A 22,515-nucleotide genomic window follows, 5' to 3' on the forward strand; every position below is an offset into this window, starting at 1 on the left:
TATCATTTTATGACTGTTTGGCTAGAGCCATTTTTGCCTTATCAATTTAGAGCCTAAAGAAACAGTAGAAAGCCAAGGAGTGAACTTGAAAATTCCTTGAAATGTACTATACTAGAAGCATGAAAACATCAGAAAAAATATACACCCTTTTAGCCCAAAAAAAGGATTTTGTCAGCGGTGAACTCTTAGCAGAGAAGTTGGATTTATCCAGAACATCCATTTGGAAAGCTATCAAAACATTAGAGAATCAAGGTCTTCAGATTGAAAAATCAAAAGTCAAAGGATATAAACTCCTAGGAGGAGATATCCTGCTAGCAGAAAGCATTAGCCAAGAAGTCGGCTTTCCAGTTACCTTGATGGAAAAGAGCAGTTCTACCCAACAAGATGCCAAAGATAATATCGCCCAAAATGGGGTAAGCCCTCAACTCTTTTTGGCGCCAAGTCAAACAAAAGCCAAGGGCCGGATGAATCGTGACTTCTTTGCCTCAGAAACGGGTGGCATCTACATGTCCCTTCGCCTCCGCCCCAATGTGACTTACGACCAACTGCTGCCTTATACTTTGATCGCTGCCTCAAGTGTCGTCAAAGCCATCTCTCGCCTGACAGGCATCGAAACAGAAATCAAATGGGTTAACGACATCTATTTAGGGCAAAAAAAAATAGCCGGGATAATTACAGAAGCCATAACCTCTGTTGAAACCGGACTGATTACAGATGTGATTATTGGTATCGGCCTAAACTTCGATATCCCAGAATTCCCAGCAGACATTTCTAATAAGGCTGCTTCTCTTTTCCAGGGCGATGCCCAATCAGCCGTAACCAATTAATTACTGAAATATGGAAACTCTTCTTTGAAATCCCCGTCAAGGACCACTTAAAGGTCTATAAAGAAAAATCTTTAGTCCTGGGCAAACAAGTCACTTTTATCGAAAATGACCAAACCATCCAAGCCCAAGCCATTGATATCACAGATCAAGGCCATCTCATTGTTAAACTGACAGATGGCCAAGAAAAGATATTAAGCAGCGGCGAAATTAGTCTTTCTTCTTGGTAACCTTAGTCGCCTTCAAAATTGACTGAGTAAATTTTTGGATATTATAAGCCTTACGCAAATCTCTAACTAGGAGAAAGCCCCAAAAAGTCGCAAAAAGGTAATTCCCCGACAGCAACGCATCATTGAAAAAATATGTTTCAAAAGCACAAATAAAAGTAATAATGAAAAATTGTCTAATTGTCATATTGATATTATATCACAAAAGTTATTTTGCTAAACCTTTGATGGCTTTAAGATAGGCGTTTGTAGCTATCAACTCGAGAGTCGAAAGATTTAGTCGTCTATTTAACTCATAACATTGCAATAATTGCCATTTCAAAAATGAAATGGCTTTTTTTGATTTTTCATTTAAGATGCGACGATATCTAACCTTAGTTATTGCCAAAGTGGACTGATTTAACCTATGTTGAAGTTCTTTATAGAGTATTCTAAAGTATAAAAAGATCTTACATGAATCTGACAGAAAAAATAAAATTTTAGATCATAAATAATTATTTTATTTATATCCTCTAAATTTAATAATTGACACGTGTTTCAACACGTGTTATATTATTGGTGTAAGGAGAAACACAGTTTTATGCCAAAAACAAAACCTTACAGATTAGTTGTAAAAATCATGAAAAAAAAACGGTTGGGAAAAAGTCCGAACTGAAGGAAGTCATGAGATTTATCGCCATACAGATGGTCGGATGTGCCCCATTAAGTGTACAAAAAAAGATATACCTAGTGGAACATTAACTAATATTGTTCGTATCACAGGGCTGGACTTTTAATTGTTCCCCCTTTGATACCATAAGGAGGTACTGTATGCTAGAAAAAATCTTATATCCCTGTATTATCACTGAGGAAGATAACGTATTTTATGTAAATTTCCCTGATATCAAAGCTTGCTTTACAGACGGAGATACTTTAGAAGAAGCCATTTATAATGCAAAAGACGTTTTGACTGGAGTACTCATTGATATGATAGCGAACAATGAAGAGTTTCCAAAACCTATTTTTCCTAAATACGAAGAAAATGAAAAAGTCGTATTTATTGATGTTTTAAAAAGCTATATTTATTCTAAGGCAGACAATCGTTCAATAAAAAAAACATTAACTATTCCAAAATGGCTTAATGATTTAGGCACAGAACAAGATATAAATTTTAGCCAGCTTCTTCAAGAAGCTTTAAAAGAGAAATTAAATGCATAAAATCAGCACCTGTAGGTGCTTTTTTCTTATCAGAAAATATCATAATCTGTTATCCAACTTAACAAAATTCTATTTTTTATTTAAAGGAAATGTAAGATTTAAATATCTTTGCTATTAACACAAGCAGTATTAACCAAACACCATAAATGATTGTCTCTTAAATTTACAATTATTGTAATAAACAAAAAGAGCATGGAGTCTTCTGAACCGCCCATCAAAAGTTAGAATAACTCTAACTTTGGGGACGGTTCATTTCTTCCCATCTCTTTTTTAATCTTCACTCGTTTTAATTTTATCCATTAAAAAGTCAAAACCTTCCGGTATCTCGGTTGTAGGTTTTTCTTCAACCACTTCTTGTGATTGGGATTTCATCTGTTTAGCAAATTCACTGCGGATATGGTTAAAGTCAGCTCTGGGAACAGCCAAAATATTTGGTGAAAAACCAGCTGCCTTACTCATAATATTGCCAAAAACATCATTCAAATCTTTACGATTCATGGCTTGTTCAGCATTAAAAGCTGCTTCAAAGGCAAGAATGGCATTCTCTCCGTTAGCCAAAACAGGTTCTGACCCTAAAAGCAAGGCCCGATCTTGTGCTGAAATGGAATCCAGAATTTCATTCCAAGCCGATTTCAAGGATTCTAAATATTGTCTTGATTTCTCACTATCTTGAACCGTTTCTTCCATAATAGTCAAGATTTTTTGACGATCCACCTTGTAGGTAAAGGTTTGACGACTCTTAACAGCTCTGACAGGAGTTGAGGACTGGCTTGTTCCCTGAAGTCCCTGAGATTCCATTTTCTCAATAGATTCTTTTAGCAGCGCGACTTCGGTCCTGAGACTTTCTAACTGGGCCACCAAATCTGGCGATGCTTCTAAGCTGCTGATCTCGCCAGGATTAGCCAAAGCAATGGTCATCATTTCTGCATAAATGCGAGGATGAGACCCTTTTTTAATTTCCGGCAGATAATGGGTAATGGTCGCAATCATGGCATAAATTTCCTGGCTATTCAGTTGCAGGTTATCTTGAAAATGCTGAGATTGGAAGTACAAATCCGAACCCGCCTTGGCCAAAAGGAGGTCACGCAAATAGGTTAGTAGGTCAGTGGCAAAACGACTCATGCTCTTGCCATTTTCGAAAATCGTGGCCAGTTGAGCAAGTGCTTCTTGGGCATTCTTTTGCTTAATCTCAAAAACATAAGTGTCCAGTGCCGCCAAGCTAATTGAGCCTGTGATTTCTTCAGCAATGGCCAAATCCACTTGATCCTCAGAAGATAAACTGAGGGCTTGATCCAAAATCGACAAGGCATCACGCATACCCCCTTCAGCACGGCGAGCAATTAAATCAAGAGCTCCCTCCTGATAAGGAATGTCTTCTGTCTCTAAAATCCAAGCCATGTGATTGGCAATATCATTTTGCTTGATAGACTTAAACTCAAAGCGTTGGACTCGTGATAAGATGGTCGCTGGAATTTTATGAAGTTCAGTAGTTGCCAAAATAAAGACAACATTTTCAGTCGGTTCTTCCAAGGTTTTCAAAAGGGCATTAAAGGCACCCGTCGATAACATGTGGACCTCATCAATGATGTATACTTTATAGGTGGCACGACTTGGGGCATAGGTCGATTTATCGCGAATATCCCGAATCTCATCAACACCATTATTCGAAGCTGCATCGATTTCAATAACATCTTCTAAGCTACCATTAGTAATATCATGACAAATATCACAGTTATTACATGGTTCACCATCTACTTGATTGGGGCAGTTCATGGCTTTGGCAAAAATTTTGGCAGCTGAAGTCTTCCCTGTCCCACGAGGTCCAGAGAAAAGGTAGGCATGACTAATTTTTCCACTAGCTACTGCTTGTTTCAAGGTTGTCGAAACGACTTTTTGTCCAACCATTTCAGAAAAAGTCTGGCTGCGATATTTTCGATATAAGGCTTGATACATTAATTTTCAACTCCAAACATTTCAAAATTAAAGTGGCTAGCTTGGACTAATATTTCCAAAAAGGCCTCCAAATACTTTTGATCTACCTGATCATAATCGTCAACCAATTCCGAATCCAAATCAAGAACCCCCACTAATTTTTGATTCTTAAAAATGGGGATGACGATTTCGCTACGAGCTTTGGAATCACAAGAAATATAATTGGCATGTTTGGTAACATCCGCAACAATTAAAGTCTTTTCTTCCAAAGCAGCCTGACCACAGACACCTTTACCTAAGGGGATATGGACACAGGAAACACCACCTTGAAAAGGTCCTAAAATTAATTCCTGACCATCAAATAAGTAAAAACCGGTAAAAACGGAGTGTGGCAAGGTAGTCATCAAAAGAGCGCTGGCATTTGATAGATTAGCCAAGGCATTGCTTTCATTAGCAAACAGGGCTTTTGCCTGTTCAATCATTAATTGGTAATTCATTTCTTTAGTGGTCGTATTCATTGTTCTATTATACCATACCTGTCCCTTTTCTTTAAGATTTACTTTTCTCACAAAGAGCAAGTAAAAAGCCAAGACATATAGCCCTGGCTTGTACTGCTATTCTATTTTTGGAAAAAATAAACATAAATATAATAGGCTGCTACAAAGATAATGGCAATGCCTAGATACCAAGAAACTTGGAAGTACCATTTTTGCGTCTTATGATGGAAAAGTTTACCACCTAATAGTGCACCGAAACCACCAAAGAAAAGGGCTGAAAGAATCAATGTCCGTTCTGAAATACGCCATTGGTCCTTAATGGCTTTGCGCTTGTCGATGCCATATAAGGCAAAAACAACGATGTTCCAGGTTAATAATATACTTAAAAGGGCGATGACCAATCCTACTCTCCTTGATGTTCTGCTAGAATACTAGCAATTTTAGTATTGATTAAATCAATAGCGACAACATTACTTACCCCTTCAGGCACAATAATATCAGCATAACGTTTACTTGGTTCAATAAATTGATGGTACATTGGCTTTACAACTGTTGTATATTGCTCAATAATGCTATCCAAACTTCTACCACGTTCCATCATATCACGTTTAATGCGACGGATAATCCGGATATCATCATCGGTATCAACAAATAATTTGATATCCATTAATTCACGCAGACGTTCATCTTCTAAAACAAGAATTCCTTCGACGATGATAACATCTTGTGGCTCTTGTCTAAAGGTCTTATCACTTCTGGTATGAGCTTTGTAGTCATAAACCGGAATATCGACTGGGCGACCTTGAAGCAATTCTTTTAATTGCTCAATCATAAAATCCGTTTCAAAAGCTAGTGGATGGTCATAATTAGTTTTGACACGTTCCTCAAAACTGAGATGAGCTTGATCTCGGTAATAGGAGTCATGTTGAATCATGGCAATCCGAGCATTTGGGAAGCTGTCCAAAATTGCTCTGGAAACACTGGTTTTTCCGCCTCCGGAACCACCTGTTACACCGATAATAATGGGTTTCTTGTGCATGTGTTACTCCGTCTCTAAAAGTCTTCGGTATATTTTACCAAATTTCCTATCAATTTGCTATCTATTCTGATTATTAAATACAAGACTTGGATTTTTAGGAACTTAGGCTTTTTCATGCTATAATGGAATAACTAAAGTTAAAGGAATTTACATGATTACAAAATTACCGCAAATTTGGCAAAATCAATTATCTGAACGCCAATTTAATCAATTCACTCCAATTCAAGAAGCAGTTTTTCATCCCATCTTGGATGGACAAAATATCCTAGGGATTAGTCCGACAGGAACAGGAAAAACCCTAGCTTATCTACTTCCAAGCCTCTTAAAGATTGAGAGTAAAAAAGCACAACAACTCTTAATATTAGCTCCAAATACCGAGTTAGCTGGACAAATTTTCGAAGTAACAAAGGAATGGGCAGAGCCACTAGACTTAGTTGCGCAACTCTTTATATCAGGTACAAGCCAAAAACGTCAAATTGAACGCCTAAAAAAAGGGCCCCAAATTATTATTGGAACACCTGGTCGGGTCTTTGAATTAATTCAACATAAAAAAATTAAGATGATGAATGTCGATACCATCATCCTAGATGAATTTGATGAACTCCTAGGTGATTCACAATTCCGATTTGTTCAAAAAATAGCTCACCATGTTCCACGTGATCATCAAATGATTTATATGAGTGCAACCGATAACGTCTCTAAAGATGTCCTTGAAACAGGTACTCAGACCATTGACTTAACTGGAGAAGGTTTAAGTAATTTAGAACACTTTTATATTCAAGTTGAAAAAAGAGATCGTCTCGATCTCTTACGGAAATTTGCTAATATTCCCGATTTCAGAGCCTTAGTCTTTTTCAACAGTCTCTCTGACTTAGGTGCAACTGAAGAAAAATTACAATTTATGGGCACTAATGCAGTATCACTTGCAAGTGATGTTAATGTTAAATTCCGCAAAACTATTTTAGAAAAATTCAAGGATCATCAAATTCCCTTATTATTGGCGACCGATTTAGTAGGTCGTGGTATTGATATCGACCAATTAGAATATGTCATTCAGTTTGAAGTTGCGCGTGACAAAGAGAATTATACGCACCGAGCTGGTCGAACTGGTCGAATGGGTAAAGCAGGTAGTGTCATCACTTTAGTCAATCATCCTGAGGATGTCAAAAAATTAAAGAAATTTGCTCAGGTTTCTGAACTAACTTTACGAAATCAAGAATTAAAAAGAAAATAATAGTTAAAAAAAAAAAGTGAGTCTAGGATGAAATGTCCGAGACTCACTTTTTTACTACTGACTTAACTATGTCCCATTAACTGACTAACAGTGACACACTTATAACCTTCTTTTTTAAAATATTCTAATATGGTCGGTAGTGCTTCTACTGTCGTTTTATGAATATCATGCATCAAAACAACGCCACCTGGTTGCAATTGACTTTTGATATTTGCCATCATGGTTGGGTATTATGATTATCCCAATCTCTAGTATCAACTGTCCAAAGCATCTGATTCATTGCTGAAGCTTTTTTGACAACTTCATTTGTTGCACCATAAGGTGGCCTTAAATATATAGGCTTTTGGCCACAAGCCTTAGCAATGGCATCATTTGTTGATTGAACTTGATTTTGAATTTGCTCTGGGGCCAATTTAGTTAGATTGGGATGGTCCCACGAATGATTACCAATCTCATTACCACTGTCATGTACCTTCTTAACAAGTTCCTGATTTGCTGCTACTTTAGATCCTAGCATAAAGAAAGTTGCTTTAGCCCCATATTTAGCTAATAATTCTAATACTCGAGGAGTTGTCTCTGGATTAGGACCATCATCAAAAGTTAGAGCTACCATTTTTTCGTTAGCAACTTTTGCTGCAGCTTCCTCTTTTTTCTTTTTCTGATAATCGTCATAGGCTACTTTAGTTTGACCACTTAAATAGATAGGATTAATCACATCGAAGAGATTCTGGAAAGCTATCTCTTTTTTATCCTGGACAAGGATACTATTCTCATCTATTTTAAGGGAATCACTTAAAACGCCATTTTTTTCTGTTAGATGACCTGTAAGTGTCGGATCAAATACAGTATCTGGATCTAATTTTTTAATTTCCTCAGCTATTCGGTCTATATGACCATTAACCAAATCTGTCACTCGAAATTGCTGATAGTCATTCGTGACATGATAGCTACTGATAACCTTGTCAGATTTCTTAGTCACTTTTAAGAATCCCTTGCGATAAGTTACTTGATGAATACTTGCTAGTTTAACATTTTGCAAGGAGCTTTTAGTGAATTTCGGAATTATCAGAACAAATTCAGAATCTGATCTTTTCTCTTTATATAATGATAGCGGTAAATTTCCTTGGTAAAAATCGGCATTATTTTTTAAGGGGGCAAAATAATAAAAGTCAACTTTTCCTTGCTTTAAGTTTTCTAATGATTGATAGGCTCCTTCTTCCTTTAAGGCATTTTTTTCCTGCTTAATAATCTCGTTTAGTTTCCCTTGAATATATTTTTCATGAAAAAGAAAGGCTGAAAGACTAAAACCCAAAATGAGAAAAAGGGTAATAATGATATATGAAAGTTTCTTCATAGTTTCTCCTTATAAAACTGTATCATTAGTTTAACACAAGACACCCAAAAAAGAAATGAATATTCCGAAATTTATCATCATAAAATTATTAAATAATAGAAAAATTAGAATCTTGCTATTGATAAACAAAAAAACTAGCTATTCCGAAAATGGAATAACTAGTTCTTAATGAATTTATTATTGTATGGACTTGACTGGGTAATTATGCAATGTCAAAAACAATTGATTTTAAGTTAGTCATAGCATCAATTGAGTATTTAACACCTTGAACGCCTGCACCAGATTTCTTAGCTCCTAAGAATGGGAAGTTATCTGTACCACGTTGGGTTTTGTTGTTAAGATGAACTGTTCCAACTTCCAATTGCTCTGCAATAGCAAAGGCATTTGGGAAATTATTTGTAAAGACAGAAGCTTGCAAACCATACTCTGAAGCATTTGAAATTTCGATAGCTTCTTCAACTGATTTAACACGGATGAATGGTAAGACTGGTCCAAATGGTTCTTCCCAAGCTAAACGCATATCTGTCGTCACATTATCAAAGACTACAGGTGAAATCAAATTATCTTCACGTTTGATTTCAGTTAAGGCTTTGGCACCTTTGTCAGTTGCGTCATTAATCAGTCCCTCAACAAAATCAGCTGCTTTTGTATCAATCAATGGCGTAATATCAGCATTGTCAGCTGGCATGCCAACAGATAATTTAGACACAAGGTCACAAACATGTTTTTCAAGATCATCAGCAACTGAATCCATCACTAATACTCGTTTAACAGCTGTACAACGTTGTCCTGAATAACCAAAGGCACCTGCAACGATATTTTTTGCTGCTAAAGCTAAATCAGCATCTTCTAAAACAATTGCAGAGTCTTTACCACCAAGTTCTAACATGATAGGACGCATACCAGCCAATTGACCGATACGTTCTCCAACTGGAGTTGAACCTGTAAAGTTGATGAAGTTAACAGCGTCATGTTCTACAATGTAGTCACCAATAACTGAACCACGTCCTGTAATTGTGTTAAAGACCCCAGCAGGTACACCAGCTTCAGCAAATACTTCAGCTAATAAAAGACCTGAAATTGAACCTTGTGTTGGTGGTTTAAGGGCTACAACATTCCCAGCGATGAGAGCTGGAGCAATTTTAGAACCTGCTAAATTAATTGGATAGTTAAATGGTGAAATGGCTAGTACCAGACCCACAGGTTCATGGCGAACAATAGCAATTTTTTTCTTACTTGATGCTTCAAAACTTCCGCCTTCAAGGACTTCACCTTCCATACGGATGCCTTCTTCTGCTGCATAGTTGATAATCTCAGCTGTACGAACAACTTCGCTGACAGCTGCTTTATGACCTTTAGCAACTTCTTTTGAAAGAATAGCACCAATTTTTTCAGCATCACGAACTAGGATATCAGCTGCTTTGTGTAGAATTGCTGCACGTTCAACATAAGAAAGTTCACGCCATGCTGGAAAGGCTTTTTTAGCAGAATCATAGACAAAGTCTACTTCTTCTGTTGACATAGCAGGTACTGAACCGAGTTCTTCACCTGTAGCTGGAGCATAGATTTTAATTTCATTTTCAGAAAGTTTCCACTCTCCGTTGACAAGATTTTTATACTGTTTAGTCAATTTACTTATCTCCTTTTTAGATAATACAACTATTCTATCACTTTTTCAGGATATTTCAATCTTCTGATATGGTTATTGTCAGAAAATTATAAAAATTTGATACATCAAATTGTTGAGTACATAAAAAGAAGTTGGTTTCCCAACTCCTTATAATTAAGCTTCTGGTAAATATGTTTTTGCTAATTCAAGTACTTCTTCAGCTGTTGAACATTCTGTTAAAGCACGTTGTGCGTATTCACGCATTTTAGCTGTATCTAAAGTTTTCATCAAGCTACGTGTCCGTAATACTGAAGTAGCTGACATAGAGAATTCATCTAAGCCCATACCCACAAGTAATGGAACAGCTTGTTGATCTCCAGCCATTTCTCCACACATACCAGCCCATTTACCTTCAGCATGTGCTGATTTAATAACGTTGTTGATTAAACGTAGGATTGATGGGTTATATGGTTGGTAAAGGTATGAAACTTGTTCATTCATACGGTCAGCAGCCATTGTGTATTGAATTAAGTCGTTTGTTCCAATTGAGAAGAAGTCTACTTCTTTCGCAAATTGGTCAGCCAACATTGCTGCTGCAGGGATTTCAATCATGATACCAACTTGGATGTCATTGGCAACTGCGATACCTTCTGCTTCAAGTTTAGCTTTTTCTTCATTGAAGACAGCTTTTGCTGCACGAAATTCTTTCAAAAGTGCAACCATTGGGAACATAATACGAAGTTGTCCGTGAACAGATGCACGTAATAAGGCACGCATTTGTGTACGGAACATGGCATCCCCTGTTTCAGAAATTGAAATACGAAGGGCACGATATCCCAAGAAAGGATTCATTTCTTTAGGAAGGTCAAAGTATGGTAACTCCTTATCACCACCGATGTCCATTGTACGAACCACAACTGGTTTACCATTCATTCCTTCTAAAACAGCTTTGTAAGCTTCATATTGTTCATCTTCAGTTGGGAAGTCTTGTGAATCCATGTATAAGAATTCTGTACGGTAGAGACCAACTGCTTCCGCACCATTTTCGTTAACGCCTTCAACGTCTTTTGGTGTTCCAATATTTGCTGCTAATTCAAAATGTTTGCCATCAGCAGTTACTGTTTCAGCATCTTTTAAGAGAGCCCATTCAGCTTTTTGTTTAGCGTAAGCTGCACCAGCTTCTTTAAAGGCAAGAATTTGTTCTTCACTCGGGTTAATGATAACTTCACCAGTAATCCCGTTAACCGCAACCATGTCTCCATCGTTAACACGTTTTGTGATGTCATTTGTTCCTAAAACCGCAGCGATTTCAAGTGTACGTGCCATGATAGCAGAGTGACTTGTACGTCCACCGATGTTTGTAACAAAAGCTTTAACAAATTGTTTATTTAATTGAGCTGTATCTGAAGGCGTCAAGTCATGAGCGATGACAATTGATTCTTCATTGATGGTAGCTGGGTTAGGTAATTTAACGCCTAAAAGGTGTGCTAATACACGTTTTGCAACGTCTTTAATATCCGCTGCACGTTCTTGCATATATGGGTTATCTTCCATTCCTTCAAAGATAGTGATGAACATGTCAGTCACTTCTTTAAGACCAGTTTCTGCATTAGTTTGTTTTGCACGAATGGTTTCTTTGATTTGGCTGATCATTTCAGGGTCAGACAAGACCATTAAATGCGCATCAAAAACAGAAGCTGCTTCTTCGCCTAAGCTTTCTACTGCTTTCTCACGGATAACAGAAAGCTCGTCTTGTGAAGCTTGTAATGCTACATCAAGGCGAGCTTCTTCTGCGTTTGTATCTTCGACTGTAACAGTCTCAAATGACAAATCCGGTTGAACTAGTAGATATGCTTTAGCAACAGCAACACCATCAGAGGCTGCAATTCCATTAAGCATTTCTGTCATAGTTTTATGCCAATCCTTCTTTAGTCATTGTTTCTTCGATAGCTGCGATAGCGTCATCAGCGTCAGCACCTTCAGCTGAGATAGTAACATCAGCACCTTGACCAACACCTAGGCTCATTACGCCCATGATTGATTTCAAGTTTACAGCTTTACCTTTATAGTCTAAAGTGATATCTGAAGCAAATTTGCTAGCTGTTTGAACTAGTAGTGTAGCTGGACGTGCGTGAATTCCTGTTTCTGCAACAATGTGAAAATCTTTTGAAGCCATAGTATGGTTCTCCTTTTAATAGTTGTGTATTTTTGAGCTACCACATGGTAACCCTTACAATAACAGATTATAGCATATTGTCTTTTGGTTTTCAAGATTAAATCTTCTGTCTAGCTAAAAGCTAATAAAATTTTCACAATATTTTCATTGCTTTCTTTTTGCTTATAATGCCTACTTATTAAGTGTTGACTAAAAGCATAGCCAAATTCCCAAGCAATATTTCTGAATTTTTCATTGATAATTTCACTATCTTTTACAATCAAAATTCTCAATGATTCGGAGGATAACAAGGGAATATTTAGACGAAAAAACAATCTTTTAGTATATTCATTCGCTTTTGTTGGATTTGTTTTTATAACTTAATCCGATTAAGCCAGTCATTATCGCAGTTTCCAAGTGTTTATACTATATATAGTGCTTTGTTTAAATATGCACCCCAAAATATTGTGTTTTTTTCAGGTAAAAACCTTGCATTTTATATACAAATTCTATATGATATTAGAGTATTGAAAAATTCGAAGGAGAAAACTATGATCAAACTTTATTCTAAAAATAATTGTATGCAATGTAAAATGACCAAAAAATTCCTAGAGCAAAACGGTGCTACTTTCAAAGAAATTAATATTGATGAGCATCCTGAAAAAATTGATTACGTGAAAAGCCTAGGTTTTACAGCTGCTCCAGTTATCGAAAGTGACCAGATGGTTTTCTCAGGATTCCAACCTGCTAAACTAAAAGAAATTATTTAAGGATTAAGGAAGTTTTTTATGAGTCTTAAAGATATTGGCGATATTTCTTATTTCCGCCTTAACAATGAAATTAATCGTCCCGTTAATGGAAAAATTCCATTAAATAAGGATAAAGAAGCTCTCGATGCCTTTTTCAAAGAAAATGTTATCCCAAATACAAAGCAATTTGCTTCTATTACGGATAAAATTAATTTTCTTATGGAAAATGACTATATCGAAAAAGCATTTATTAAAAAATATAAGCCTGAATTTATTGAGGAATTAGCTGCTATTATCAAAGCTGAAGATTTTCACTTTAAATCATTCATGGCTGCCTATAAATTTTACCAACAGTATGCTTTAAAAACTAATGATGGTAACTACTACTTGGAAAGCCTTGAAGATCGGGTTATGTTCAATGCCCTTTACTTCGCAGATGGGAATGAAGAATTAGCAAAAGATCTGGCTATTGAAATGATTAATCAGCGCTACCAACCTGCTACGCCATCATTCTTGAATGCTGGTCGCAGCCGCCGTGGTGAATTAGTTTCTTGTTTCTTGATTCAAGTAACAGATGATATGAACTCCATTGGCCGTTCCATTAACTCTGCTCTGCAATTATCCCGTATCGGTGGTGGCGTAGGTATTACCTTATCCAACTTACGTGAAGCTGGAGCACCAATTAAGGGTTATGCGGGAGCTGCTTCTGGTGTGGTTCCTGTTATGAAGCTTTTCGAAGATTCTTTCTCATACTCTAACCAACTGGGGCAAAGACAAGGGGCAGGTGTTGTTTACTTGAACATCTTCCACCCAGACGTGATTGCCTTCCTTTCTACTAAGAAAGAAAATGCTGATGAAAAAGTCCGTGTTAAAACCCTCTCACTTGGCTTAACAGTTCCTGATAAGTTCTATGAGTTAGCTCGAAATAATGAAGATATGTACCTCTTCAGTCCTTATGACGTTGAACGTGAATATGGAGTTGCTTTTAACTATATCGATATTACTGAAAAGTACGATGAGTTGCTTGCCAACCCTAAAATCACTAAGACTAAGCTTCGCGCTCGTGACCTTGAAACCGAGATTTCTAAACTACAACAAGAATCTGGTTACCCATACATCATCAACATTGATACTGCTAATAAAGCAAACCCTATAGATGGTAAGATTGTTATGAGTAATTTGTGCTCAGAAATCCTCCAAGTTCAAAAGCCAAGTGTCATCAATGACGCTCAAGAATTCCTTGAATTGGGTACTGATATTTCATGTAACTTGGGTTCTACTAACATTCTAAACATGATGACATCGCCAGACTTTGGTCGCTCTATTAAAGCAATGACACGTGCCTTAACCTATGTGACGGATTCTTCGCAAATTGAAGCTGTGCCAACCATCAAGAACGGAAATCAACAAGCCCACACCTTTGGACTTGGGGCAATGGGTCTACACTCCTTCTTAGCACAAAATCACATTGAATATGGAAGTCCTGAATCGGTAGAATTCACGGACATCTACTTCATGCTAATGAATTATTGGACCCTGGTGGAATCAAATAACATCGCCCGTGAACGCAAAACAACTTTTGTTGGGTTCGAGAATTCTAAATACGCAGATGGTACTTACTTTGATAAGTATGTGACTGGTCGATTTGTTCCCAAATCAGACTTGGTTAAAGGTCTCTTCAAGGAGCATTTTATTCCTCAGGCAGCCGATTGGGAAGCTCTTCGTCAAGCTGTTCAAAAAGATGGTCTCTATCACCAAAACCGTTTAGCGGTGGCACCAAATGGTTCAATCTCATACATCAATGACTGCTCTGCTTCTATTCACCCAATCACTCAAAGAATTGAAGAACGTCAAGAGAAGAAAATAGGTAAGATTTACTACCCAGCCAATGGGTTGTCTACTGACACTATCCCATACTACACTTCTGCTTATGACATGGATATGCGTAAGGTAATTGATGTCTATGCCGCAGCGACAGAGCATGTGGATCAAGGCTTATCATTGACTTTATTCTTACGTAGTGAACTGCCTAAGGAAATTTACGAGTGGAAAACTGAAAGCAAACAAACAACCCGTGACCTTTCAATTCTTCGTAACTACGCCTTTAATAAAGGGATTAAATCAATCTATTATGTCCGCACCTTTACTGATGATGGTGAAGAAGTTGGCGCAAATCAATGTGAGTCTTGTGTTATCTAATCAAAAACATAACATGTCAAGGTACATTCATTCATTAATGAATGAAGATTAAGACTTGAACAATAAAAAAACGCCAGTAATCCACTCAAGAATGGGTTGCTGGCTTATGATATGGTTTTTCATATCGACTACTCTTTAGGAGAACTTAAGAAATGACAACTTATTATGAAGCAATAAACTGGAATGAGATCGAAGATGTCATCGATAAATCCACTTGGGAAAAATTAACCGAGCAATTTTGGCTTGATACCCGTATCCCACTTTCAAACGACTTGGATGACTGGCGCAAATTGTCAGCTCAAGAAAAAGATTTAGTTGGTAAGGTCTTTGGAGGGCTTACTTTGCTAGATACCATGCAATCTGAAACTGGTGTTGAAGCTATTCGTGCAGATGTCAGAACGCCTCACGAAGAAGCTGTCCTCAATAATATCCAGTTCATGGAATCAGTCCACGCTAAATCTTATTCTTCTATCTTTTCAACATTAAATACCAAAAAAGAAATTGAAGAGATTTTTGAATGGACAAACAATAATGAATTCTTGCAGAAGAAAGCTAAAATCATTAACGAGATTTATGCAAACGGCGATGCCTTACAAAAGAAAGTTGCCTCTACTTACTTAGAAACTTTCCTCTTCTATTCTGGCTTTTTTACGCCATTATATTACCTTGGTAATAACAAGTTGGCTAACGTGGCTGAAATCATTAAATTAATCATTCGTGATGAATCTGTCCATGGAACCTATATTGGTTATAAATTCCAACTTGGCTTCAATGAACTTCCTGAAGACCAACAAGAGAGTTTCAGAGAATGGATGTATGATCTCCTTTATCAACTCTACGAAAATGAAGAAGATTACACAAAATCACTTTATGATCAAGTTGGCTGGACTGAGGAAGTCATGACCTTCCTTCGCTATAATGCTAATAAAGCTTTGATGAATTTAGGACAAGACCCACTATTCCCGGATACTGCTAATGATGTTAACCCTATCGTTATGAATGGTATCTCGACTGGGACATCTAATCATGACTTCTTTAGTCAGGTTGGTAATGGCTACTTACTCGGTTCTGTAGAATCTATGCAAGATGACGACTACACAATGGGACTTTAAAACAATATAATCAAAAAAGTTGAAGAATTGCTTCAGCTTTTTTAATTTATCAAAATTTTCTTTTATTCTTAAGCTTATATTAGAGGCTAAGCTTTCAAAGCCTAAAAGCTTTTGTTATAATGATATTATGAATAAATCTATTGAAAATCAGTTAAGGTGGCTTGCACTACTACTCTTAACTGGAATAACAGCAGGCCTAGTTGCCAGCACCCTCACGGTTCTCATCCACTTGATTCAGACCTTGAGTTTCGGTAACCACACCGGTGCCTTTAGCTTGGAAATTGCTGATATTTCACCTTTCAGACGCTCTTTAGCGGTTATTTGTGCTGGATTGGTTGCTGCCTTTGGCTGGTATACTCTTGGCAAATACGCTAAACCTTTTTATACCATTAAGGCCATTGTCCACGAACATACAGAAACCCATCCCATGTCACAATTTTTTCATGGCATCTTACAACTAGTGACTGTCTCTATGGGTTCTCCCCTGGGCCGAGAAGGAGCATCTCGTGAAGTTTCAGTGGCTCTAACAGCTAGCTGGCTCCACTTTTTCCAGCTGACCAAAGAAGAGATTAGCTTACTATTAGCCTGTGCTTCTGGAGCCGCACTCGGTGCCGTCTATAATGCCCCACTAGCCACTCTTATCTTTATTTTAGAAAACATTCTCCTCAAATGGTCCAAACGCAATTTTCTATCAGCAACCATCACATCCTTTATGGCCGTCTGGACAGTCCGTTTGATTTCCGGTAACGAAGTCCAATATTTCTTAAAACCCTTAAGTTGGAATCCCTATCTCTTTGTCTGGGCTTGCCTTTTTGGTTTGATCATTGCCATCCTTATCTTTGCATACAAAGCACTCCTCACTGCTATCCCTAAACGACATTTGGCTTCCAGTAAGTATATTTATATGGTTGTCGCCTCCTTCATGCTTGCCGCCCTTCTTTCTATTGCTTTTCCACAAATTCTAGGAAATGGCAAAGCAGGATTACTTTTTTTCCTACATGCCAAACAAGATTTACCCTATACTAGTGGGTTACTGTTGGCAAAAGCTGTCGCTGTCTATGTGACCTTTTACGCTGGAACCTATGGCGGAAAAATCGCACCATCCATGATGATGGGCGGTGGACTAGGCTTGTTAGCAGCTGTTTTTTGGAATAGTTTTTTGCCCGATATATCAGTTGCCTTTGCAATTGTTATTGGAGCAGCCCTATTCCTAGCCATCATCAACAATATTCCTATTGCCGCCATTTTCTTTCTGGTAGAAATTACTGGACAACCCCTCTGGAACGGTCTTCCCATCGCAACAGCTATTTTAGCCGCATTGGCTTGTCAAAAATTAGCCCAACAAATGATTAAAAAAGACCGATCAGCAAGAACCATTTCTTAATTTTTCTGAAATGGCTAGTGCTTGGTCTGGTTTTCTTGTCATTTTTCAGTGAAAAAATCGTCATGAAACGTTCATAATGATAATTGAAAAAAACTTTGTCAATTCTAACACTGACAAAGTATTTTTTTACATTAAAATAAGTTTAATTTGGCAATTCGGGCAACAGCTTCTTCCAACCTATCAGGATCTACTAAGAGACCGATCCGAACATAGTGATCGCCTAGCTCCCCAAAACCAATCCCTGGTGCAACTGCGACATGGGCTTTGTCTAACAAGAGATCTGCGAAGCTTTGACTGGTATAGCCTTTGGCGACGGGCATCCAGGCATAAAAGGAGCCTTTAGAGTCAAAGGCCTTCCAGCCAATTCTGGCAGCGGCAGCCACGAAGGCTTCTCGGCGTTGATCGTAAAGCTTGTTTAAGTTTCTTACTGCCTGCGCTGATCGTCTATCCTCAAGAGCCTTAATACCAGCTTCTTGGACAGCAGGGAAGACGCTAACGAAAAGATGATCCTGAATCAGATTGAGGGCTTCGATGATTTCAGCATTACCAACAGCAAAAGCCAGGCGCCAACCAGCCATATTAAAGGTTTTTGAGAAGGTATAAATTTCAATTCCGACTTCTTTAGCGCCTGGTGTGCTGAGGAAACTTGGGTTTTCAAAGCCATCATATCCTAGGGCACCATATGCGAAGTCACTAATAATGGCAACTTCATATCTTTTAGCCCAAACCACCAACTCTTGGTAAAATTCAAATGTCGCTACCGCACCCGTTGGATTATTTGGATAATTGAGAATCATCATTTTAGCTTTTCTGGCTACATCTTCTGGAATAGACTTCAAATCTGGTAAAAATTGATTTTCTTCTAGTAGTGGATATGTCACAAAATCAGCTTTGCCCAAAGCAATTCCAGACAAATAATCAGGGTAACCTGGATCTGGTAAGAGGATTAAATCACCAGGATTTGTTAGAGCCCACGGAAGTTCAACTAACCCAATTTTAGCACCACCTAGAACACAAACTTCTTGATTGGCATCCAGCTTAACGCCATATTCCTTCTGGTAGAAATTGACAATAGCTTCTTTAAAATTGGGATTTCCACGAAATTGAGAGTACTTATGTGATTGAGGATTTTTAGCCGCCTCTACCAAGCCATCAACGATAAAATCATAGGTAGGTTGATCTGGATTCCCTTGGCCTAAATTGATGACATCATGACCTTTCGCTACTTTTGCATTCACTTTGGCTACGAGACTAGCAAAAAATTGTGGCGGTAATGCTTTTAATAATTCTGATTGTTCAAATGACATGATTGCTCCTTACTTGTATAAATCTGGCCGTCTGTCAGCAAAAACTGGAATGATTCCCCGAACTTGCTTGACTTGTTCAAGATCTAAAGTGACAGTCTTAACGAGTTCCATACCTTCTTCGTCTTTAAAGAGAAGCTCACCCATTGGATTAATGACCATTGAACGACCATTAAAATGATCATTAGGGCCTTTCCCGACGCGGTTAACTGCTACAACAAAGGCTTGATTCTCAACAGCCCGAGCCCGCAAAAGAATTTCCCACTGCTCAATCCGGCTGTCTGGCCATTGGGCAGAGACAAACAATATTTCCGCTCCTTGAGACATTTGGCTACGCACCCATTCTGGAAAGCGGATGTCATAACAAATCAGTTGGGAAACTCTGACCTGGTCAATCTCAAATAGAGACTCTTGTTCACCAGCACTAATGTATTCATCCTCTGCCATTAAACCAAATAAATGGACCTTATCATAGTGATTGACGAGATGCCCTTTCCGATTAAAACTGTAAGCAGTATTATAAAAGCGGCCATCTCTTTCAACTGCAACTGATCCTGCAATGACATTGACATCATATTTTTTAGCAAAATCCGACATTAAGGCAATTGTTTCTTGACCCTGAAAATCAGCAATGTCAGCTAATTCATTTAAAGCATAACCGGTATTCCACATTTCAGGTAAGATGATGACATCAGGCTGATCTGTCATAGCTTTTTCCATCAACTTCAAGGCACTTTCTTGATTTCGAGCTGGATCCTTATAAGTAACATCCATTTGGATAATCGAAACTTTCATATAAACTCATTTCTTTCTTCATTTTTTTGAGTATTTCTATTATAGCAATAAAAAACAAACTTAGCCCATTCTATCATCTTATTAAAAGCTATAAGTAAGACTAATAGCTAAATCATCAAAAAAAGTGAAAACAAATGCATTTTGTTTTCACTTTTCATTTATTATAAGTTTTCAGCAACAGCTGCAAGTAAAGCAGAGATTTGACTTGCGTCTGAACCACCGGCCATAGCCATGTCTGGTTTACCACCACCACGACCTGAAACGATAGGTGCCAATACTTTAATCAGATTACCTGCATGGACTGATTTGTCTTTGCTTGCTACGAGAACATTGACTTTTTCACCGATTGAAGCCACTAAGACTAAAACATCTGAATAATCTTTTTGTTTCCAGTTATCAGCAAAGGTTCTAAGTGCCCCAGCATCTGAAACAGCTACTTCAGTTGCGATGTAAGTGTGACCATTAGATTCCTTAACGTCTTTAAAGAGGTCGCCAGCTTGAGCTGCAGCAGCTTTTTCTTTTAGTTCAGCATTTTCTTTTTGTAAGTCACGCACTTGTTCAGAAAGACTAGCCACTTTGGCTGGTACTTCTTTTAATTGCGGAGCTTTTAAGTTTAGCAGCAATTTCTTTAAGAGCGTCTTCACGTTGGCGGAAAGCTCAAAAGCTTGCTGACCGGTCACAGCTAGAATACGACGTGTGCCAGAACCAATACCTTCTTCTTTGACAATCTTGAAAAGACCAATTTCAGAAGTATTTGACAAGTGCGTACCACCACAGAGTTCAACTGAGTAATCACCAATGGTAACAACACGAACAACCTTACCATATTTTTCACCAAAGAGGGCCATAGCACCCATTGATTTAGCGGTATCAACATCCGTTTCAATAGTATTGACAGTAATGGCATTCCAAATTTGTTGGTTGACTTCTTCTTCAATACGACGAAGTTCTTCAGCCGTTACGGCTTCAAAATGGGTGAAGTCAAAACGAAGGAATTCTTCTTCATTCAATGAACCAGCCTGTGTAGCATGGTCACCAATGATATTGTGAAGAGCAGCATGGAGTAAGTGAGTTGCCGTATGATTTTTCTCAACTGCAAAACGACGTTTATGGTCAATTTCAAGGGTATAATCTGTATCAAGTGAAAGACTAGCCAAGACTTCAACTGTATGTAATGCTTGACCATTTGGAGCTTTTTGGACATCCAAGACTTTAGCTAGAATATCACCTGCAGCATTTTTTATCCAACCATGGTCTGCCACTTGTCCACCCATTTCAGCGTAGAATGGTGTGCGGTCAAATACCAATAAAGCTTGCCCTTCTGAAACCATTTCACTGCGTTCGTTATCGACAATAATAACTGAAAGATTTGCTTCTAAAGTTTCTTCTTCGTATGAGAATTCAGAAACTTCTGTAATACCCGCAAGGGTTTCATTTTGCATACCCATTGAGCCACCTTTTACAACAGCAGCACGCGCACGATCTTGTTGCTCTTTCATGGCAGCTTTGAAGCCTGCGTGGTCAATTTTATAACCAGCATCTTCTGCCATTTCCTCAGTTAATTCTACCGGGAAACCATAGGTATCGTACAATTTAAAGATATCTTTACCTTCTAAAGTATCTTTACCCTCTTCTTTTAACTGCGCTAGCAATTGATCCAAATGACCAGAACCTGCATCAATGGTACGAGCAAAGGTTTCTTCTTCACGTTTAACAATTTTTTCGATGAAGTCACGTTTTTCAAGAATTTCTGGGTAGTAAGATTCCATGATTTGACCAACCGTTACAACAAGTTTGTAAAGGAAAGTCTCTGTAATCCCTAAACGACGGCCATGCATAACAGCACGACGAAGTAGACGACGAAGAACATAGCCACGACCTTCATTACCAGGTAAGGCACCATCACCAATAGCAAATGAAAGGGCACGAATATGGTCAGCAATAACCTTAAAGCTCATGTTATCGCCATCTTGGTCATAAGTTTTGCCAGAAAGTTTTTCAACTTCTTGAATAATCGGCATAAAGAGGTCTGTTTCAAAGTTGGTTTTAGCCCCTTGCATGACTGCTACAAGACGTTCCAGACCAGCACCCGTATCAATGTTTTTGTTTGGAAGCTCTTTGTACTCAGAACGAGGAACCTCAGGATCAGCGTTAAATTGTGATAAAACGATGTTCCAGATTTCAATGTAACGGTCATTTTCCAAGTCTTCTTCTAAGAGACGGATACCGATGTTTTCTGGGTCAAAAGCAGGGCCACGATCGAAGAAAATTTCAGTGTCCGGACCAGAAGGACCCGCACCAATTTCCCAGAAGTTTTCCTCTAAAGGAATCAAGTGACTTGGGTCTACACCCAAAGCAATCCAACGGTTGTACGAATCAGTATCTTCTGGATAGTATGTCATGTAAAGTTTTTCTTTAGGGAAATCAAACCACTCTGGACTTGTTAAAAGCTCAAAGCCCCACTCAATGGCTTCATCACGGAAATAATCACCGATAGAGAAGTTCCCAAGCATTTCAAACATAGTATGGTGACGAGCAGTTTTTCCTACATTTTCAATATCGTTAGTACGAATTGATTTTTGAGCATTGGTAATTCTTGGATTTTCTGGAATAACCGAACCATCAAAATATTTTTTAAGGGTTGCAACACCGGAGTTAATCCATAACAAAGTTGGGTCGTTGACAGGAACTAAATTGGCTGAAGGCTCAACAGAATGGCCTTTTGACTTCCAAAAGTCTAACCACATTTGGCGAATTTGCGCTGAACTTAATGATTTCATTTTTTTCTAGAGAAAGTGTGTTAATGAGATACCACTAACTTCTGATTTACTGATGCATTATTCAGCACCAAAATATCTAAACACTTTCAATCCTTCCTTTTTTCATAAATAAAAGACAAGACCA

The 22,515-nt window shown here is 37.9% G+C and carries 20 protein-coding genes and 1 pseudogene; 8 read left to right on the forward strand and 13 right to left on the reverse strand.

Features of this window, described 5'->3' with window-relative positions; all coding sequences use genetic code 11:
* Positions 1 to 119: 119 nt before the first annotated feature.
* Positions 120 to 1,054: pseudogene (birA, locus tag AT575_RS05045) on the forward strand (bifunctional biotin--[acetyl-CoA-carboxylase] ligase/biotin operon repressor BirA).
* Here the strand turns inward: birA and AT575_RS05050 are convergent.
* Positions 1,035 to 1,238 carry a DUF3272 family protein gene (locus AT575_RS05050; protein ID WP_102777431.1) on the reverse strand — a complete coding sequence of 68 codons (204 nt, stop codon included), beginning with the start codon at positions 1,236 to 1,238 and terminating at the stop codon, positions 1,035 to 1,037. The pseudogene birA and the gene AT575_RS05050 overlap by 20 nt on opposite strands.
* Before the next feature lie 481 nt (positions 1,239 to 1,719).
* Here AT575_RS05050 and AT575_RS10815 point away from each other — a divergent pair, with 481 nt between their 5' ends.
* Both AT575_RS10815 and AT575_RS05065 read left to right on the forward strand, forming a co-directional pair.
* A complete protein-coding gene (locus AT575_RS10815; protein ID WP_245871472.1) occupies positions 1,720 to 1,827 on the forward strand; it encodes a hypothetical protein in 108 nt (35 codons plus the stop codon).
* Positions 1,828 to 1,861: 34 nt separating this feature from the next.
* Positions 1,862 to 2,248, forward strand: coding sequence for a type II toxin-antitoxin system HicB family antitoxin (locus AT575_RS05065; protein WP_102777433.1), 387 nt, complete (start codon positions 1,862 to 1,864; stop codon positions 2,246 to 2,248).
* A 270-nt stretch (positions 2,249 to 2,518) separates the two neighbouring features.
* Here the strand turns inward: AT575_RS05065 and dnaX are convergent, their stop codons facing one another.
* From dnaX to udk, 4 genes are all read right to left on the reverse strand, one after another.
* A complete protein-coding gene (gene dnaX, locus AT575_RS05070; RefSeq protein WP_102777434.1) occupies positions 2,519 to 4,201 on the reverse strand; it encodes a DNA polymerase III subunit gamma/tau in 1,683 nt (560 codons plus the stop codon).
* Positions 4,201 to 4,698, reverse strand: coding sequence for a GAF domain-containing protein (locus AT575_RS05075; protein WP_102777435.1), 498 nt, complete (start codon positions 4,696 to 4,698; stop codon positions 4,201 to 4,203). Before AT575_RS05075 ends, dnaX begins: the two co-directional genes overlap by 1 nt.
* 101 nt (positions 4,699 to 4,799) lie before the next feature.
* Positions 4,800 to 5,078 (reverse strand): DUF1294 domain-containing protein, encoded by a 279-nt coding sequence (locus AT575_RS05080; protein ID WP_071792790.1) that lies wholly within the window; start codon positions 5,076 to 5,078, stop codon positions 4,800 to 4,802.
* Between the two features lie 2 nt (positions 5,079 to 5,080).
* On the reverse strand, positions 5,081 to 5,716 hold the full coding sequence (gene udk / locus AT575_RS05085) for a uridine kinase (protein ID WP_071792789.1): 636 nt from the start codon (positions 5,714 to 5,716) through the stop codon (positions 5,081 to 5,083).
* Between the two features lie 151 nt (positions 5,717 to 5,867).
* Here udk and AT575_RS05090 point away from each other — a divergent pair, with 151 nt between their 5' ends.
* Entirely contained in the window at positions 5,868 to 6,950 is a 1,083-nt protein-coding gene (locus AT575_RS05090) for a DEAD/DEAH box helicase (protein ID WP_102777436.1), read from the forward strand.
* A gap of 62 nt (positions 6,951 to 7,012) precedes the next feature.
* Here the strand turns inward: AT575_RS05090 and AT575_RS10995 are convergent, their stop codons facing one another.
* From AT575_RS10995 to AT575_RS05110, 5 genes are all read right to left on the reverse strand, one after another.
* On the reverse strand, positions 7,013 to 7,168 hold the full coding sequence (locus tag AT575_RS10995) for a polysaccharide deacetylase family protein (protein ID WP_281254351.1): 156 nt from the start codon (positions 7,166 to 7,168) through the stop codon (positions 7,013 to 7,015).
* Positions 7,168 to 8,304 (reverse strand): polysaccharide deacetylase family protein, encoded by a 1,137-nt coding sequence (locus AT575_RS05095; RefSeq protein ID WP_281254353.1) that lies wholly within the window; start codon positions 8,302 to 8,304, stop codon positions 7,168 to 7,170. Before AT575_RS05095 ends, AT575_RS10995 begins: the two co-directional genes overlap by 1 nt.
* A gap of 202 nt (positions 8,305 to 8,506) precedes the next feature.
* Positions 8,507 to 9,934 carry an NADP-dependent glyceraldehyde-3-phosphate dehydrogenase gene (locus AT575_RS05100; RefSeq protein ID WP_102777437.1) on the reverse strand — a complete coding sequence of 476 codons (1,428 nt, stop codon included), beginning with the start codon at positions 9,932 to 9,934 and terminating at the stop codon, positions 8,507 to 8,509.
* 153 nt (positions 9,935 to 10,087) lie between these two features.
* Positions 10,088 to 11,821, reverse strand: a complete 1,734-nt coding sequence (gene ptsP / locus AT575_RS05105; protein WP_102777438.1) for a phosphoenolpyruvate--protein phosphotransferase — start codon at positions 11,819 to 11,821, stop codon at positions 10,088 to 10,090.
* Between the two features lie 4 nt (positions 11,822 to 11,825).
* Positions 11,826 to 12,089 (reverse strand): phosphocarrier protein HPr, encoded by a 264-nt coding sequence (locus tag AT575_RS05110; RefSeq protein WP_000146945.1) that lies wholly within the window; start codon positions 12,087 to 12,089, stop codon positions 11,826 to 11,828.
* A gap of 530 nt (positions 12,090 to 12,619) precedes the next feature.
* On the opposite strand from AT575_RS05110, the gene nrdH reads away from it, so the two are divergent.
* The 4 genes from nrdH (at position 12,620) to AT575_RS05130 (ending at position 17,512) form a co-directional block, all read left to right on the forward strand.
* Positions 12,620 to 12,838 (forward strand): glutaredoxin-like protein NrdH, encoded by a 219-nt coding sequence (nrdH, locus tag AT575_RS05115; protein ID WP_102777439.1) that lies wholly within the window; start codon positions 12,620 to 12,622, stop codon positions 12,836 to 12,838.
* 18 nt (positions 12,839 to 12,856) lie between these two features.
* On the forward strand, positions 12,857 to 15,016 hold the full coding sequence (gene nrdE, locus AT575_RS05120) for a class 1b ribonucleoside-diphosphate reductase subunit alpha (RefSeq protein WP_102777440.1): 2,160 nt from the start codon (positions 12,857 to 12,859) through the stop codon (positions 15,014 to 15,016).
* Between the two features lie 152 nt (positions 15,017 to 15,168).
* Entirely contained in the window at positions 15,169 to 16,128 is a 960-nt protein-coding gene (gene nrdF / locus AT575_RS05125; protein ID WP_102777441.1) for a class 1b ribonucleoside-diphosphate reductase subunit beta, read from the forward strand.
* 127 nt (positions 16,129 to 16,255) lie between these two features.
* A complete protein-coding gene (locus tag AT575_RS05130; RefSeq protein ID WP_102777442.1) occupies positions 16,256 to 17,512 on the forward strand; it encodes a chloride channel protein in 1,257 nt (418 codons plus the stop codon).
* A gap of 131 nt (positions 17,513 to 17,643) precedes the next feature.
* Here AT575_RS05130 and AT575_RS05135 read toward each other — a convergent pair whose 3' ends face one another.
* From AT575_RS05135 to alaS, 3 genes are all read right to left on the reverse strand, one after another.
* Positions 17,644 to 18,819: a pyridoxal phosphate-dependent aminotransferase gene (locus tag AT575_RS05135; RefSeq protein WP_102777443.1), complete on the reverse strand. Its 1,176-nt coding sequence runs from the start codon at positions 18,817 to 18,819 to the stop codon at positions 17,644 to 17,646.
* A gap of 9 nt (positions 18,820 to 18,828) precedes the next feature.
* The gene (locus AT575_RS05140) at positions 18,829 to 19,611 is read right to left on the reverse strand and encodes a carbon-nitrogen family hydrolase (RefSeq protein WP_102777444.1); all 783 of its coding nucleotides are present in this window, start codon (positions 19,609 to 19,611) and stop codon (positions 18,829 to 18,831) included.
* Positions 19,612 to 19,772: 161 nt separating this feature from the next.
* Positions 19,773 to 22,391 (reverse strand): alanine--tRNA ligase, encoded by a 2,619-nt coding sequence (gene alaS, locus AT575_RS05145; protein ID WP_102777445.1) that lies wholly within the window; start codon positions 22,389 to 22,391, stop codon positions 19,773 to 19,775.
* Positions 22,392 to 22,515 lie beyond the last annotated feature (124 nt).

The organism is Streptococcus penaeicida (genome assembly GCF_002887775.1).
In the GTDB taxonomy this organism is placed as follows: domain Bacteria; phylum Bacillota; class Bacilli; order Lactobacillales; family Streptococcaceae; genus Streptococcus; species Streptococcus penaeicida.

What these genes read in the sequence shown, in the direction of transcription:
- AT575_RS05090 (WP_102777436.1), top strand. Translation starts at nt 5,868, where the DNA reads ATGATTACAAAATTACCGCAAATTTGGCAAAATCAATTATCTGAACGC.
- AT575_RS05140 (WP_102777444.1), bottom strand. Translation starts at nt 19,611, where the DNA reads ATGAAAGTTTCGATTATCCAAATGGATGTTACTTATAAGGATCCAGCT.
- AT575_RS10995 (WP_281254351.1), bottom strand. Translation starts at nt 7,168, where the DNA reads ATGGCAAATATCAAAAGTCAATTGCAACCAGGTGGCGTTGTTTTGATG.
- ptsP (WP_102777438.1), bottom strand. Translation starts at nt 11,821, where the DNA reads ATGACAGAAATGCTTAATGGAATTGCAGCCTCTGATGGTGTTGCTGTT.
- nrdE (WP_102777440.1), top strand. Translation starts at nt 12,857, where the DNA reads ATGAGTCTTAAAGATATTGGCGATATTTCTTATTTCCGCCTTAACAAT.
- AT575_RS05110 (WP_000146945.1), bottom strand. Translation starts at nt 12,089, where the DNA reads ATGGCTTCAAAAGATTTTCACATTGTTGCAGAAACAGGAATTCACGCA.
- udk (WP_071792789.1), bottom strand. Translation starts at nt 5,716, where the DNA reads ATGCACAAGAAACCCATTATTATCGGTGTAACAGGTGGTTCCGGAGGC.
- AT575_RS05075 (WP_102777435.1), bottom strand. Translation starts at nt 4,698, where the DNA reads ATGAATACGACCACTAAAGAAATGAATTACCAATTAATGATTGAACAG.
- nrdF (WP_102777441.1), top strand. Translation starts at nt 15,169, where the DNA reads ATGACAACTTATTATGAAGCAATAAACTGGAATGAGATCGAAGATGTC.
- AT575_RS05130 (WP_102777442.1), top strand. Translation starts at nt 16,256, where the DNA reads ATGAATAAATCTATTGAAAATCAGTTAAGGTGGCTTGCACTACTACTC.
- AT575_RS05050 (WP_102777431.1), bottom strand. Translation starts at nt 1,238, where the DNA reads ATGACAATTAGACAATTTTTCATTATTACTTTTATTTGTGCTTTTGAA.
- alaS (WP_102777445.1), bottom strand. Translation starts at nt 22,391, where the DNA reads ATGAAATCATTAAGTTCAGCGCAAATTCGCCAAATGTGGTTAGACTTT.
- AT575_RS05135 (WP_102777443.1), bottom strand. Translation starts at nt 18,819, where the DNA reads ATGTCATTTGAACAATCAGAATTATTAAAAGCATTACCGCCACAATTT.
- dnaX (WP_102777434.1), bottom strand. Translation starts at nt 4,201, where the DNA reads ATGTATCAAGCCTTATATCGAAAATATCGCAGCCAGACTTTTTCTGAA.
- AT575_RS05095 (WP_281254353.1), bottom strand. Translation starts at nt 8,304, where the DNA reads ATGAAGAAACTTTCATATATCATTATTACCCTTTTTCTCATTTTGGGT.
- nrdH (WP_102777439.1), top strand. Translation starts at nt 12,620, where the DNA reads ATGATCAAACTTTATTCTAAAAATAATTGTATGCAATGTAAAATGACC.
- AT575_RS05065 (WP_102777433.1), top strand. Translation starts at nt 1,862, where the DNA reads ATGCTAGAAAAAATCTTATATCCCTGTATTATCACTGAGGAAGATAAC.